The 12,658-nt window shown below is 60.6% G+C and carries 13 protein-coding genes; 8 read left to right on the top strand and 5 right to left on the bottom strand.

Annotated elements, in window-relative coordinates; genetic code table 11:
* Positions 1–10 precede the first annotated feature (10 nt).
* Positions 11–124, top strand: coding sequence for a hypothetical protein (locus tag OHJ17_RS19135; protein ID WP_020316407.1), 114 nt, complete (start codon positions 11–13; stop codon positions 122–124).
* On the opposite strand, the gene ybbP is transcribed toward OHJ17_RS19135, so the two are convergent.
* On the bottom strand, positions 101–2,515 hold the full coding sequence (ybbP, locus tag OHJ17_RS19140; protein WP_004147400.1) for a putative ABC transporter permease subunit YbbP: 2,415 nt from the start codon (positions 2,513–2,515) through the stop codon (positions 101–103). The genes OHJ17_RS19135 and ybbP overlap by 24 nt on opposite strands.
* Positions 2,512–3,198, bottom strand: coding sequence for a putative ABC transporter ATP-binding protein YbbA (ybbA, locus tag OHJ17_RS19145; protein WP_004146399.1), 687 nt, complete (start codon positions 3,196–3,198; stop codon positions 2,512–2,514). The genes ybbP and ybbA overlap by 4 nt, the downstream gene beginning before the upstream one ends.
* Between ybbA and tesA the strand changes: the two genes are divergently transcribed.
* From tesA to OHJ17_RS19160, 3 genes are read left to right on the top strand one after another with little or no spacing between them, the layout of a single operon-like run.
* Complete coding sequence (gene tesA / locus OHJ17_RS19150) at positions 3,169–3,792, top strand: multifunctional acyl-CoA thioesterase I/protease I/lysophospholipase L1 (RefSeq protein ID WP_004196998.1); 624 nt, start codon at positions 3,169–3,171, stop codon at positions 3,790–3,792. The genes ybbA and tesA overlap by 30 nt on opposite strands.
* On the top strand, positions 3,782–4,591 hold the full coding sequence (locus OHJ17_RS19155; protein WP_004191621.1) for an SDR family oxidoreductase: 810 nt from the start codon (positions 3,782–3,784) through the stop codon (positions 4,589–4,591). The genes tesA and OHJ17_RS19155 overlap by 11 nt, the downstream gene beginning before the upstream one ends.
* A 58-nt stretch (positions 4,592–4,649) precedes the next feature.
* Positions 4,650–5,504: a co-chaperone YbbN gene (locus OHJ17_RS19160; RefSeq protein ID WP_002892263.1), complete on the top strand. Its 855-nt coding sequence runs from the start codon at positions 4,650–4,652 to the stop codon at positions 5,502–5,504.
* Between the two features lie 107 nt (positions 5,505–5,611).
* Here OHJ17_RS19160 and fetB read toward each other — a convergent pair whose 3' ends face one another.
* Both fetB and fetA read right to left on the bottom strand, forming a co-directional pair.
* Positions 5,612–6,394, bottom strand: coding sequence for an iron efflux ABC transporter permease subunit FetB (gene fetB / locus OHJ17_RS19165; RefSeq protein WP_004177223.1), 783 nt, complete (start codon positions 6,392–6,394; stop codon positions 5,612–5,614).
* Entirely contained in the window at positions 6,381–7,058 is a 678-nt protein-coding gene (fetA, locus tag OHJ17_RS19170) for an iron efflux ABC transporter ATP-binding subunit FetA (protein WP_004893793.1), read from the bottom strand. The genes fetB and fetA overlap by 14 nt, the downstream gene beginning before the upstream one ends.
* A gap of 140 nt (positions 7,059–7,198) precedes the next feature.
* Here fetA and OHJ17_RS19175 point away from each other — a divergent pair, with 140 nt between their 5' ends.
* The gene (locus tag OHJ17_RS19175) at positions 7,199–8,116 is read left to right on the top strand and encodes an SPFH domain-containing protein (protein ID WP_002892258.1); all 918 of its coding nucleotides are present in this window, start codon (positions 7,199–7,201) and stop codon (positions 8,114–8,116) included.
* Entirely contained in the window at positions 8,113–8,571 is a 459-nt protein-coding gene (locus OHJ17_RS19180) for an NfeD family protein (RefSeq protein ID WP_004142979.1), read from the top strand. Before OHJ17_RS19175 ends, OHJ17_RS19180 begins: the two co-directional genes overlap by 4 nt.
* Here the strand turns inward: OHJ17_RS19180 and cueR are convergent.
* Entirely contained in the window at positions 8,568–8,978 is a 411-nt protein-coding gene (cueR, locus tag OHJ17_RS19185) for a Cu(I)-responsive transcriptional regulator (RefSeq protein WP_002892208.1), read from the bottom strand. The genes OHJ17_RS19180 and cueR overlap by 4 nt on opposite strands.
* A 106-nt stretch (positions 8,979–9,084) precedes the next feature.
* On the opposite strand from cueR, the gene copA reads away from it, so the two are divergent.
* Both copA and OHJ17_RS19195 read left to right on the top strand, forming a co-directional pair.
* Positions 9,085–11,586, top strand: a complete 2,502-nt coding sequence (gene copA, locus OHJ17_RS19190; protein WP_023287314.1) for a copper-exporting P-type ATPase CopA — start codon at positions 9,085–9,087, stop codon at positions 11,584–11,586.
* A 131-nt stretch (positions 11,587–11,717) separates the two neighbouring features.
* On the top strand, positions 11,718–12,512 hold the full coding sequence (locus OHJ17_RS19195; RefSeq protein ID WP_023287313.1) for a TraB/GumN family protein: 795 nt from the start codon (positions 11,718–11,720) through the stop codon (positions 12,510–12,512).
* Positions 12,513–12,658 lie beyond the last annotated feature (146 nt).

A 12,658-nucleotide genomic window follows, 5' to 3' on the forward strand; every position in this document is an offset into this window, starting at 1 on the left:
TTAATGTTTTGTGCTCTTAAAAATCAATGATTTATCAATTTGTGCGTTTAAAATAAAAGCGCCGCCAAAAAAGGCGGCGCATCATCAAAATGCAATATTCTTACTGGCTAAACTGGCGGAATAGCGCTTTTCCTTTTAACAGACGCAGCCCCAGCCCGCCGCCGCACAGGGATAACAACACCGCTCCCGTCAGCGGCAGCAACACCCACAGGCGCCAGTCCGGCGCCCAGGGAAAATCAAAGACTTTCGTCTGCAGCATCGCCAGCGCCACTTCCGCGCCTATCGCCGCCACCAGGCCGGAAACCAGCCCCAGCAGGGCAAACTCCGCCCACAGCGTAGCGCGCAGCAGCGATTTTCCTGCCCCCAGCGTGCGCCAGACCACCAGCTCCTGATGGCGTTGACGCATACCGACCTGCACCTGCGCCAGCAACAGCAGCACGCCGCAGGCCGTCACCAGGCCCACCATCACCTCCAGCGCCCGGCTGACCTGGGAGAGCACCTGGCCGACCTGACGCAGGATGGCGCCGATATCCAGCAGACTGACGGTGGGAAACTCGCGGTTCAGCTGGGTCAACATCGCGGGACCGTTATCCCAGCGGAAGCTGGTGAGCCAGCTCTGCGGCTGCCCGTCCAGCGCCCCGGCGGGGAAAATAAAGAAGAAGTTTGGCCGCAGGCTCTCCCAGTCTACTTTGCGCACGCTGCTGACCTTCGCGCTGAACTCCTGGGTATCGCCGGTAAAGGTCACTGTATCGCCGATCTTTATCCCCAGCCGCTGCGCCAGCCCCTCCTCAATCGATACCTCGCCCGGCTTCGGCGGCCAGCTGCCGGCCACCAGCGGATTATGATCCGGACGCTGTTCGCTCCAGGTGAGATTAAGCTCGCGATTCAGCGCTTCGTCTTTGTTTCCGTCCGTGGATTGACCGTTGATCTGCGTCAGACGGGCCCGGACGATCGGATAGAATTCCGCCGCCCGCGTCTGGTGTTCGGCAAGGAAGGTCTTCACCGGCACTATCTGCTCAGGGGCGATATTGATCAGAAAGTAGTTCGGGCTCTGCGGGGGCAACTGCTGCTGCCAGCGGTCAAGCAGATCGCCGCGCAGCACCAACAGGAGCGCCAGCAGCATAAACGACAGGGAAAACGCCGCCAGCTGGCTGAGGGTCGACCACGGCTGGCGCAGCAGGCGGTTCACCGCCAGACGCAGCGGCAAGGCTTTGAGCGTCAGGCGTTTGAGCAGCCACAGCAATCCCCAGCCCACCAGGCCGCACAGCAGCGCCAGCACCACCGCCCCGGCCAGCACCGACCACAGCAGCGGGCTGCCGCCCAGCAGCCAGGCCAACAGGCCCACCACCACGACGCTAACCGCCGGGATCCAGATTTTCAACGGCCAGACGTTAGCCACCACATCCTGACGCAGCACTCGCAGCGGCAGAGTCGCCAGCAGCAGTCGATAGGGTCGCAGGCCCACCAGCAGGGAAATGACGCCTGTCGCCCCGATAGCCCACAGCCACGGCCAACCGCTGGCAGCGGGTAACGCGGCGGGCAGCACCGGTTTGAGCACCAGCAGCAGCAGACGCTCCAGCGCCAGGCCCGCCACCCCGCCGGTTATCACCGACAGCGTCAACAGCAGCAGCCATTGGCCGACGATAAGCTTGCGCAGCTGCGACCGTCCGGCGCCCAGCGTCTTGAGTATGGCGACCAGATCATAGCGGCTGCGGCAGTAGTGGCTCATCGCTACCGCCACTGCGGCGACGGCCAGCAGCAGCGTCAATAGCGCGGATAACAGCAGGAATTGCTGCGAGCGCTCAAGAGATTTGCCCAGCGCGCTGTCGTCCTGGTCAAGGCCAATCCAGCGATGCTCCGGGCCGAGCTTCGGCAGCAGCCACTGCTCATAATTGGCCAGCTGTTCAGCGTCGCCGGCGAACTTATAGCGCCATGCGACGCGACTGCCGGGCTGCACGGCCCCGGTTTTTGCCACGTCGGCCATATTCATCATCAGTCGCGGCGCCATCTGGAAGGGGTTAAACCCTGCATCCGGCTCCTGAATCACCTCCCCGGCAATGCGCAGCGTGGCATCGCCAACGTCAATCGTATCGCCGGTTTTCAGGTTCAGGAGCGCCATCAGCCTTGGCGCCAGCAGCACGCTCCCCGCCTGCGGCTTCAGCCCCGGCGGTTGCGTTTCGAGGGTGCCATACAGCGGATAGCGGTCGTCCACCGCCTTAACGTCCGCCAGCTGCGGCGTATCCCCGGCGAACGTCATGGTGGCAAAGCTCAGCTGCTCGCCGACGGTCAGCCCTGACTTCCGCGCCTGTGCGATCCACTCGGCGGGTACCTCGCGCGAACTGCGCAGCGTACGGTCGCCGGCCATAAACTCACGGCTTTGCTGGCTAAGGCCTTTCTCCATCCGATCGCTTATCGACCCCAGGGCCAGCACGCAGGCCACGGCGAGGCTTAACGCCAGCCAGACGATCAGCAGCGACGGCGAGCGCCATTCGCGCCAGAACCAGCGGGCGATCATGCTTCCTCCCGCAGCTGGCCATCCACCAGGCGCAGACGGCGATCGCAGCGCGCCGCCAGCAGCGGATCGTGAGTGACGAGGATCAGGGTGGTGCCGTGTTCGCGATTAAGCGAGAACAGCAGATCGGCAATTTTGTCCCCGGTCTGGCGATCGAGGTTGCCGGTGGGCTCATCGGCGAACAGAATGGCCGGGCGCCCGTTAAAGGCCCGGGCCAGCGCCACCCGCTGCTGTTCGCCGCCGGAGAGCTGCGCCGGCAGGTGGTGCAGGCGTTTGCCAAGTCCCAGCTGCTCAAGCAGCGCGCGGGCATCGCCCCGGCTCTGGCTATCGCTGGCGCCGCGCAGCAACGCCGGCAGCTCGACGTTCTCCAGGGCGTTGAGCGTCGGGATCAGCATAAACGACTGAAAAACAAAACCAACGTGCTGCGCCCGCAGCGCCGCCCGCGCCTCTTCATCCATCCGGTGCAGCGGTTTGCCCAGCATCGATACTTCCCCGCTGCTGCCATCGTCGAGGCCGGCGAGGATCGCCAGCAGGGTCGATTTACCGGAACCCGACTCGCCGATCAGGGCGATGGTCTGCCGCGGTTTGACAACCAGCTCAACTCCGGTAAGGATGGAGAGCTGATGCTCCCCCTGACCGACGGACTTCTTAAGATGATGAACTTCAAGTATGTTTTCCGCTGGCATGTGCCTTTCCTGTTGTTGTTCCTGTTTACCTGCCGCGCGATGGCGGCGGACACGCTGCTGATCCTCGGCGACAGCCTGAGCGCTGGCTATCGGATGGCGGCCAACGCCGCCTGGCCTGCGCTGCTCAATGAGCAGTGGCAGGCGAAAACGCCGGTGGTGAACGCCAGCATCAGCGGCGATACCTCGCAGCAGGGGTTGGCTCGCCTGCCAGCGCTGCTTAAGCAGCACCAGCCGCGCTGGGTGCTGGTTGAGCTCGGCGGCAATGACGGACTGCGCGGTTTTCCGCCGCAGCAGACCGAGCAGACGCTGCGCACCATTATTAAAGATATCAAAGCGGCCAACGCCGAGCCGCTGCTGATGCAAATTCACCTGCCGGCGAACTATGGCCGCCGCTATAATGAAGCCTTCGGCGCGATTTACCCGGCCCTGGCCAAAGAGTTCGCTATTCCTCTCCTGCCCTTTTTTATGGAGGAGGTCTATCTCAAGCCGCAATGGATGCAGGACGACGGCATTCACCCAAATCGCGACGCGCAGCCGTTTATCGCCGACTGGATGGCGAAGCGGCTGGCTCCCTTAGTTAATCATGACTCCTGAACGCCAGGGGTCGCTGACAGGTAAAGTTATGCAAAAAACGGTTTTAGTGACAGGCTGTTCCAGCGGAATTGGTCTGGAAAGCGCGCTGGATTTAACCCGCCAGGGCTTTCGCGTGCTGGCGGCCTGCCGCAAAGCAGAGGATGTCGCGCGGATGCAGGATCTGGGGCTAACCGGTATTTTGCTCGATCTGGATGACCCGCAGAGCGTGGAGCGCGCGGCAGCGGAGGTGATTGCGCTGACCGATAATCGTCTCTACGGCCTGTTCAATAACGCCGGGTATGGCGTCTATGGCCCGCTGAACACCATCAGCCGCCAGCAGATGGAACAGCAATTTTCCGCTAACTTTTTCGGCGCGCATCAGCTCACCATGCTGCTGCTGCCGGCGATGACGCCGCACGGCGAAGGGCGCATCGTGATGACCTCCTCGGTGATGGGGCTTATCGCCAGTCCCGGCCGCGGAGCCTATGCCGCCAGTAAATATGCCCTCGAGGCGTGGTCCGACGCGCTGCGCATGGAGCTGCGCCACAGCGGTATTCAGGTCAGCCTGATTGAACCGGGCCCGATCCGCACCCGCTTTACCGATAACGTCAACCAGACGCAAAGCGATAAGCCCGTAGAAAATCCGGGCATCGCCGCCCGCTTTACCCTCGGGCCGGAGGCGGTGGTGGAAAAAGTGCGCCATGCTTTTACCAGCGATAAACCAAAGCTGCGCTATCCGGTCACCCTGGTCACCCACGCGGTGGCGCTGCTTAAGCGCCTGCTGCCTGCCCGCGCGATGGACAAAATTATCCACGGCTGAGTTGAAGCGCGGAATGCCGCCCCCATGTAAAACAGAAATCGACTAACGAGAAATGCCCATGTCCGAACAGAATATTGTCAACATTAGCGAAGCGAACCTGCAGCAGACGCTACAGCAGTCCATGAACGTTCCGGTGCTGTTTTATTTCTGGTCTGCCCGCAGCCAGCACTGCGAACAGCTGACCCCGGTGCTCGAGCGCCTGGCAGCCCAATACAACGGCCAGTTCACGCTGGCGAAGGTCGATTGCGACGCCGAGCAGATGCTCGCTTCACAGTTTGGTCTGCGCGCCATCCCTACGGTTTATCTGTTCCAGAACGGCCAGCCGGTGGATGGTTTTGAAGGCCCGCAGCCGGAAGAAGCGATCCGCGCCCTGCTGGATAAAGTCCTGCCCCGTGAAGAGGAGCTGAAAGCTCAGCAGGCGCTGGCCCTGATGCAGGAAGAAAAATACGCCGATGCCCTGCCGCTGCTGAAGGAAGCCTGGCAGCTGTCGAATCAGGAAAGCCAGATTGGCCTGCTGCTGGCGGAAACGCTGATTGCTCTGCACCGTTCCGATGAAGCGGAAAGCGTGCTGAAAACCATTCCTCTGCAGGATCAGGATACCCACTATCAGGGTCTGGTGGCGCAGATTGAGCTGCTCAAACAGGCCGCCGACACCCCGGAAATCCAGCAGCTGCAGCAGCAGGTGGAACAGAATCCGGAGGATGCGCAGTTGGCCTCCCAGCTGGCGCTGCAGCTGCATCAGGTCGGGCGTAATGAAGAAGCGCTGGCCCTGCTGTTCAGCCATCTGCAGAAAGATTTAGGCGCCGGCGATGGCCAGGCGCGCAAGATGCTGCAGGAGATCCTCGCCGCCCTCGGTACCGGCGATGCGCTGGCCGCCAAATATCGTCGTCAGCTCTATTCGCTGCTGTACTAATCCGTTGCCTTCCCCGGATAGCGCTGCGCTTATCCGGGCTACGCGAACTATGCGGAACGTATCCTAAGTAGCCCGGGTAAGGCGTGAACGCCGCAACCCGGGATCGTTCACGGGCGCTTTTTCAGCTGCGTCACCACCAGCTGATGGCGGGCGTTGAAGAACTTCCGGTAGGTCAGATAGCCGGCGATAATCGTCGACAGGCTGGCGGTCGACAGCAGCATAAAGGTCACCATGATCTGGTACTTAATCGCCTTCACCGGGTCAATACCGGCAAAAATCAGCCCCGACATCATCCCAGGCAAGCTCACCAGACCGACCGTTTTCGCCGAATCGACGGTGGGAATCAATGACGCGCGAATGCTCTCGCGAATCAGCCGCGCTGAGGCCATCTTCGGCGTCGCGCCGAGGCTCAGTTTCTCCTGAATCTGCTGCTGCTCGCTGCTGAAGCGCTGGCCCATATTGTTGTAGCACAGCCCTACCGCCACCATGGCGTTCCCGGCCACCATCCCGGCAATCGGGATCACCTGCATCGGCACGAAGGCGATCGAGCCAGAAAACACCAGTACCGCCAGCGTTAGTCCAGCGCCAGTAGTGATGGCGATAAACGACGAGATAAAAGCTTTGTCGATATATTTACTGCGCTTCTTCGCATTCCACGCCGCGTTAAAGCAGATAAACAGCACCATCAACAGCGTCAGAACCGCATGATTGACGTTAAAGATATATTTCAGCACATAGCCGACGATTATCAGCTGCACGATCGCCCGGCAAATACTCCAGATAATATCTTTTTCCAGCGCCAGCTTTTCCCGATAGCTGACCAGAATAGCGATCAGCACCAGCACCATCGACAGCGCCAGCGATTCGTTCGTAATGTTATGCCCGTTCATGCTGTACCTCCTGCATATTTCCGCCGGCAGGTTGCAGCGTAATCACTTCATCGGCATGCGAAATTTCATTGCGATCGTGGGTGACCCACAGAACAGCGACCTGTTTTTCCGTTGCGTAGCCATGAATAATTTCATTCACATTCTGTTTATTACTTTCATCCAGCGCGCTGGTAATTTCGTCCAGCAGCAGCACGCGCGGCAGAAATTGTAGATTGCGGATCAGCGATACGCGCTGCTTTTCCCCTCCGGACAGTTCGTTAATGGATTTTTCCAGCATATTTTCGTCAAGGCCAAAGCGCTGCAGGTCGGCCAGCAGCGCCTGCGGATCCGGTTGTTTATTGCGGATCTGCCACGGAAAAATCAGATTATCGTAAACCGAATCACCGAACAGGGCCGGCGTCTGCGCGCAGTAAGAGACCTGTTGGCGATACCTTTCCGGCGACAGCGTCGCGACATCCGCATCGTCGAAGAACAGGCGCCCGGAGGTTGGGCTGAGCAGCGAGGCGATAATCTTCAGCAAGGTACTTTTCCCGCAGCCGGAAGGGCCGGTAATCAACTTGAATTCTCCGGCGCGAAGCTGAAAACTAATATTGTGCAAAATAACGGCGTCGTCGGTCTTAAACCCCACACCGTCGAGACGCAAAAGCGCGTTATTTTCCTTCATGAGTCTTCCTGATTATTTTCTGAAACACCGCTAGTTTACCGCACTTTCCTTTCTCCAGGATGAGGAGAAAGATATACTCAGTTTAAACATGCGCTATTTCCTTGTAGCGCCCCGCCAGGCAACAAGACAGGAGGTTTTTGATGCTGATTTTTATTCCTATCCTTATTTTCGTCGCGCTGGTTATTGTGGCCGCGGCGGTGAAAATTGTCCCGCAGGGCTACCAGTGGACGGTGGAGCGCTTCGGGCGTTTTACCCAGACGCTGCAGCCGGGATTAAGCTTAGTCGTGCCGTTTATGGACCGTATCGGCCGCAAAGTGAACATGATGGAGCAGGTGCTCGATATCCCCTCGCAGGAGGTTATCTCCCGGGATAACGCCAACGTCACCATCGACGCGGTCTGTTTTATTCAGGTGATCGACGCGCCAAAGGCCGCCTACGAGGTCAGCAATCTTGAGCAGGCGATCGTCAACCTGACGATGACCAACATCCGTACCGTGCTCGGCTCAATGGAGCTGGACGAAATGCTCTCCCAGCGCGACAGCATTAATACCCGCCTGCTGCATATCGTTGACGACGCCACCAACCCGTGGGGGGTGAAAATCACCCGCGTCGAAATTCGCGACGTTCGCCCGCCGGCGGAGCTTATCGCCTCGATGAACGCCCAGATGAAAGCCGAACGTACCAAACGCGCGTACATCCTTGAGGCCGAAGGGGTGCGACAGGCGGAAATTCTGAAAGCGGAAGGGGAAAAGCAGTCGCAGATCCTCAAGGCCGAGGGCGAACGGCAGTCCGCGTTCCTGCAGGCGGAGGCTCGCGAACGGTCCGCCGAAGCGGAAGCCCGCGCCACCCAAATGGTCTCCTCGGCGATCGCCTCGGGCGATATTCAGGCGATCAACTACTTCGTGGCGCAGAAATACACCGATGCGCTGCAGCAGATTGGCGCCGCTAACAACAGCAAAGTGGTATTGATGCCGCTGGATGCCAGCAGCCTGATGGGATCGATCGCCGGGATCAGCGAGCTGATCAAAGAAGGCGCTGGCGATCGGAAAAAATCATGATCGGCATGATCCTCGCACACCCCCATCTGTTCTGGCTAAGCCTCGGCGGGCTGCTGCTGGCGGCCGAGATGCTGGGCGGCAGCGGATACCTGCTGTGGAGCGGCGTCGCCGGCGTGGTGACCGGCGCCCTGACCTGGCTCCTGCCGCTGAGCTGGGAATGGCAAGGCACGCTGTTTGCCGTTCTCACCCTGCTGGCGGCGTGGCTGTGGTCGAAATGGCTGCGCAAGCGCGTCAAAACGCAGCGCCCGGCCGATGCTCAGCTCAACCAGCGCGGGCAGCAACTGGTGGGCCGCCGCCTGACGCTGGATGCCCCGTTGGTGAACGGCCGCGGCCACGTCCGCGTGGGCGACAGCTCCTGGCCGGTGATTGCCGATGAAGACTTCGCGGCGGGCAGCAAGGTTGAAGTGATTGCCGTAGAAGGGATTACGCTACGAATCAGACCCGCCGTCCGTTAAGCCTGCGCCTTGCGATGGCAGCAGCCGGAAAGATTATCGATAATCGGGCACTCCGCGCTGTCGTCGCCGGGGCAGGATTCGGCCAGCGCCAGCAGGTGCGCGCGCATATTTTGCAGCTCGCGGATATGGTTCTCGATATCCGCCACTTTCTCCAGCGTGCGTTTTTTCACATCGGCGCTGTGCCGCGACGGGTCGTTGAACAGGGCCACCAGCTCGCGGCACTCTTCCAGGTTAAACCCCACCTGCCGCGCCTGGCGCAGCAGCGTCAGCTCATCGAGATGCTGCTGACTATAGGTGCGGTAGCCGTTTTCGCTCCGCAACGGCGGCGTTACCAGCCCCTTCTCTTCATAAAAACGAATCGCTTTGCTGGTTAAGCCGGTTTTTTTCGCCACATCGCTGATATTCATTTTTTCTCCTTGACCTTCCCCTTGCTGGAAGGTTTAACCTTCTTAATACTCGATGAAAGAGTGGGTCTGGTCAATCGTTGACCGGAAAATTATTCAGGAGTTATTTATGTCTAACACTATCGACCTGACGCTGGATGGCCTCTCCTGCGGCCACTGCGTCAAACGCGTGAAAGAGAGTCTGGAGCAGCGTCCTGACGTTGAGCAAGCGGAAGTCACCCTCACTGAAGCCCATGTGACGGGCAGCGCCAGCGCGCAAGCGCTGATTGATACCGTTAAACAAGCCGGATACGGCGCGGAGCTCAGCCACCCAAAGGCTAAACCGCTGGCAGAATCATCAATCCCGTCGGAAGCACTGACAGCGGCCACTCCTGAGCTTCCGGCAGCCCATGACGAAGATGACAGTCAACAGCTGCTGATCAACGGCATGAGCTGCGCCAGCTGCGTCTCCCGGGTACAAAACGCGCTTGCCGCGGTGCCGGGCGTCTCACAGGCGCGGGTTAACCTGGCGGAACGCACGGCGCTGGTGATGGGCAGTGCGTCCGCCGCAGAATTAGTGCAGGCGGTGGAGAAAGCCGGCTATGGCGCGGAGGCGATCGAAGACGATCTGCAACGCCGCGAACGTCAGCAGGAAACCGCCCTCGCGACGATGAAACGTTTTCGCTGGCAGGCGATTGTCGCCCTGCTGGTCGGCGTGCCGGTGATGGTCTGGGGCATGATCGGCGATAACATGATGGTCAGCGACGACAACCGTTCGCTGTGGCTGGTTATCGGCCTTGTCACCCTCGCCGTCATGGTCTTCGCCGGCGGCCACTTCTACCGCAGCGCGTGGAAAAGCCTGAAAAACGGCACCGCCACCATGGATACGCTGGTGGCGCTCGGCACCGGCGTCGCCTGGCTGTACTCGATGAGCGTCAACCTGTGGCCGCAGTGGTTCCCGATGGAAGCCCGCCATCTCTATTACGAAGCCAGCGCGATGATTATCGGCCTGATTAACCTCGGCCATATGCTGGAGGCCCGCGCGCGTCAGCGCTCCTCGAAAGCGCTGGAAAAACTGCTCGACCTGACGCCGCCTTCGGCGCGGGTCGTCACGCCCGAGGGCGAGAAAGATCTGCCGCTCGCGGAAGTTCAGGCCGGCATGACGCTGCGCCTGACTACCGGCGACCGCGTCCCGGTCGACGGCATGATAAGCCAGGGCGAAGCCTGGTTTGATGAAGCGATGCTCACCGGCGAACCAGTGCCGCAGCAAAAAGGCGATGGCGACGCCATTCACGCCGGTACCGTGGTGCAGGATGGCAGCGTGCTGTTTACCGCCAGCGCCGTCGGCAGCCAGACCACGCTGGCAAGAATTATCCGCATGGTGCGCCAGGCGCAGAGCAGCAAACCGGAGATCGGCCAGCTGGCGGATAAAATCTCCGCCGTATTTGTTCCGGCGGTGGTCGTCATTGCGCTGATTAGCGCTGCGATCTGGTACTTCTTCGGCCCGGCGCCGCAGATCGTCTATACCCTGGTCATTGCCACCACGGTACTGATTATCGCCTGTCCGTGCGCCTTAGGCCTGGCGACGCCAATGTCGATTATCTCCGGCGTTGGCCGGGCGGCGGAGTATGGCGTGCTGGTGCGCGATGCCGATGCGCTGCAGGGCGCCAGTGAACTCGACACCCTGGTGTTCGATAAAACCGGCACCCTGACCGAAGGCAAGCCGCAGGTGGTGGCGGTGAAAACTTTCGCTGGCGTTGATGAGCATACCGTGCTGCGTCTTGCCGCCGCGCTGGAGCAGGGCTCAAGCCATCCGCTGGCGCGAGCGATCCTTGATAAAGCTGCCGACGGCCCATTGCCGGAAGTCAGCGGCTTCCGCACCCTGCGCGGCCTTGGCGTCAGCGGCGAGGCGGAAGGTCATCGTCTGCTGCTCGGTAACCAGGCGCTGCTCAACGAGCAGCATATCAATACCGCCGAGGTGGAAAGCGAGATGACAGCCCAGGCCTCACGCGGCGCCACGCCGGTGCTGCTGGCGGTGGATGGTCAGGCCGCCGCGCTGTTCGCCATCCGCGACCCGCTGCGCGAAGACAGCGTCGACGCCCTGGCGCGTTTGCATCGGCAGGGCTACCGGCTGGTGATGCTTACCGGGGATAACCCCACCACCGCGAAGGCTATCGCCAAAGAAGCCGGCATTGATGAAGTGATCGCCGGCGTGCTACCGGACGGTAAAGCCGATGCCATTAAGCGTCTGCAGAGCCAGGGGCACAAAGTGGCGATGGTTGGCGATGGGATTAACGACGCCCCGGCGCTGGCCCAAGCGGATGTCGGGATCGCCATGGGCGGCGGCAGCGATGTCGCTATTGAAACCGCGGCGATCACCCTGATGCGCCATAGTCTTCACGGCGTGGCCGATGCGCTGGCGATTTCGAAAGCAACGTTACGCAATATGAAGCAGAACCTGCTGGGCGCGTTTGTCTACAACTCGCTGGGTATCCCGATTGCCGCCGGGATCCTCTGGCCGCTGACCGGCACCCTGCTCAACCCGGTGGTCGCCGGCGCGGCGATGGCGCTGTCGTCGATCACCGTGGTGAGTAACGCCAACCGCTTGCTGCGCTTTAAACCAAAAGAGTAAACGCCGTCAGATGAAACGGGCGCCGACGTTGTTCGGCGCCCGTTTTTTTGCCGGGACAAGAAAAGCCCGCCGGAAGGGTGACGTGTATCACCATATGCGCTAGCATGAAGTCCTCACACTTCGGAGCGCGTATGGGCCTGTTAAACCGGATAAAAATGCTGTGGCGAGCCGCCGTCGGCTCGTCTTATTCCTGGCCTGCGATGGATATCGTCCTGCCCGGCGAACGCTATTTGCACCTCGTCGGCAGTATCCATATGGGCACCCGCGACATGGCGCCGCCGCCGGCGAAGCTTCTGAAAAAAATACGCCAGGCCGATGCGTTAATCGTCGAGGCCGATATCAGCGGCAATGAAACCCCGTTTAGCGATCTCCCCACTTACCCACCGCTGGCGGAACGCCTGAGCGATGCGCAGCTGAGCGAGCTAGAGGCGCGAGCCGGCGAGCTGGGCCTGTCGGTCGGGCTGTTCGACAGCCAGCCGCTGTGGCAGGTGGCGATGGTCCTGCAGGCCACCCAGGCGCAGAAGCTGGGGCTGCGACCGGATTACGGCATCGATTATCAGTTGCTGATGGCCGCCCGCGAGAGCAACATAGCGGTGATGGAGCTGGAAGGCGCCGACAGCCAAATCGCGCTGCTGCGCGATCTGCCCGACGGGGGGATGGCGCTGCTGGAGGATACGCTGACCCACTGGCGCACCAACGCCCGTTTACTGCAGGTCATGATCGGCTGGTGGCTGGAGCAACCGCCGTCGCACGGCGCGGTATCGCTGCCGACGACCTTTAGCCAGTCTTTATATGATGTGCTGATGCACCAGCGCAACCTCGCCTGGCGCGAGACGCTGCTGGCCTTGCCGCCGGGGCGCTACGTGGTTGCCGTCGGCGCGCTGCACCTGTATGGCGAAGGGAATCTGCCGGATATGCTGACATAAAAAAATGGCCAATATTGCTATTGGCCCGTCAAAGAGGAATTTCATCATTATTATTATCCCGGGATTTGCATCCCGGATCGTCTGATTGTCGCTCAAAGTGACCATCACTGCCAACACTATTGCGCAAGATGGTACTATTTTTTAGA

Source organism: Klebsiella sp. KP20-425-1 (genome assembly GCF_025813515.1).
In the GTDB taxonomy this organism is placed as follows: Bacteria; Pseudomonadota; Gammaproteobacteria; order Enterobacterales; family Enterobacteriaceae; genus Klebsiella; species Klebsiella pneumoniae.

Excerpts from the sequence above, each read along its gene's own strand:
- OHJ17_RS19195 (WP_023287313.1), top strand. The coding sequence starts at position 11,718 with ATGGGCCTGTTAAACCGGATAAAAATGCTGTGGCGAGCCGCCGTCGGC.
- OHJ17_RS19160 (WP_002892263.1), top strand. The coding sequence starts at position 4,650 with ATGTCCGAACAGAATATTGTCAACATTAGCGAAGCGAACCTGCAGCAG.
- copA (WP_023287314.1), top strand. The coding sequence starts at position 9,085 with ATGTCTAACACTATCGACCTGACGCTGGATGGCCTCTCCTGCGGCCAC.
- ybbP (WP_004147400.1), bottom strand. The coding sequence starts at position 2,515 with ATGATCGCCCGCTGGTTCTGGCGCGAATGGCGCTCGCCGTCGCTGCTG.
- cueR (WP_002892208.1), bottom strand. The coding sequence starts at position 8,978 with ATGAATATCAGCGATGTGGCGAAAAAAACCGGCTTAACCAGCAAAGCG.
- tesA (WP_004196998.1), top strand. The coding sequence starts at position 3,169 with ATGAACTTCAAGTATGTTTTCCGCTGGCATGTGCCTTTCCTGTTGTTG.
- fetB (WP_004177223.1), bottom strand. The coding sequence starts at position 6,394 with ATGAACGGGCATAACATTACGAACGAATCGCTGGCGCTGTCGATGGTG.
- fetA (WP_004893793.1), bottom strand. The coding sequence starts at position 7,058 with ATGAAGGAAAATAACGCGCTTTTGCGTCTCGACGGTGTGGGGTTTAAG.
- OHJ17_RS19175 (WP_002892258.1), top strand. The coding sequence starts at position 7,199 with ATGCTGATTTTTATTCCTATCCTTATTTTCGTCGCGCTGGTTATTGTG.
- OHJ17_RS19155 (WP_004191621.1), top strand. The coding sequence starts at position 3,782 with ATGACTCCTGAACGCCAGGGGTCGCTGACAGGTAAAGTTATGCAAAAA.
- ybbA (WP_004146399.1), bottom strand. The coding sequence starts at position 3,198 with ATGCCAGCGGAAAACATACTTGAAGTTCATCATCTTAAGAAGTCCGTC.
- OHJ17_RS19180 (WP_004142979.1), top strand. The coding sequence starts at position 8,113 with ATGATCGGCATGATCCTCGCACACCCCCATCTGTTCTGGCTAAGCCTC.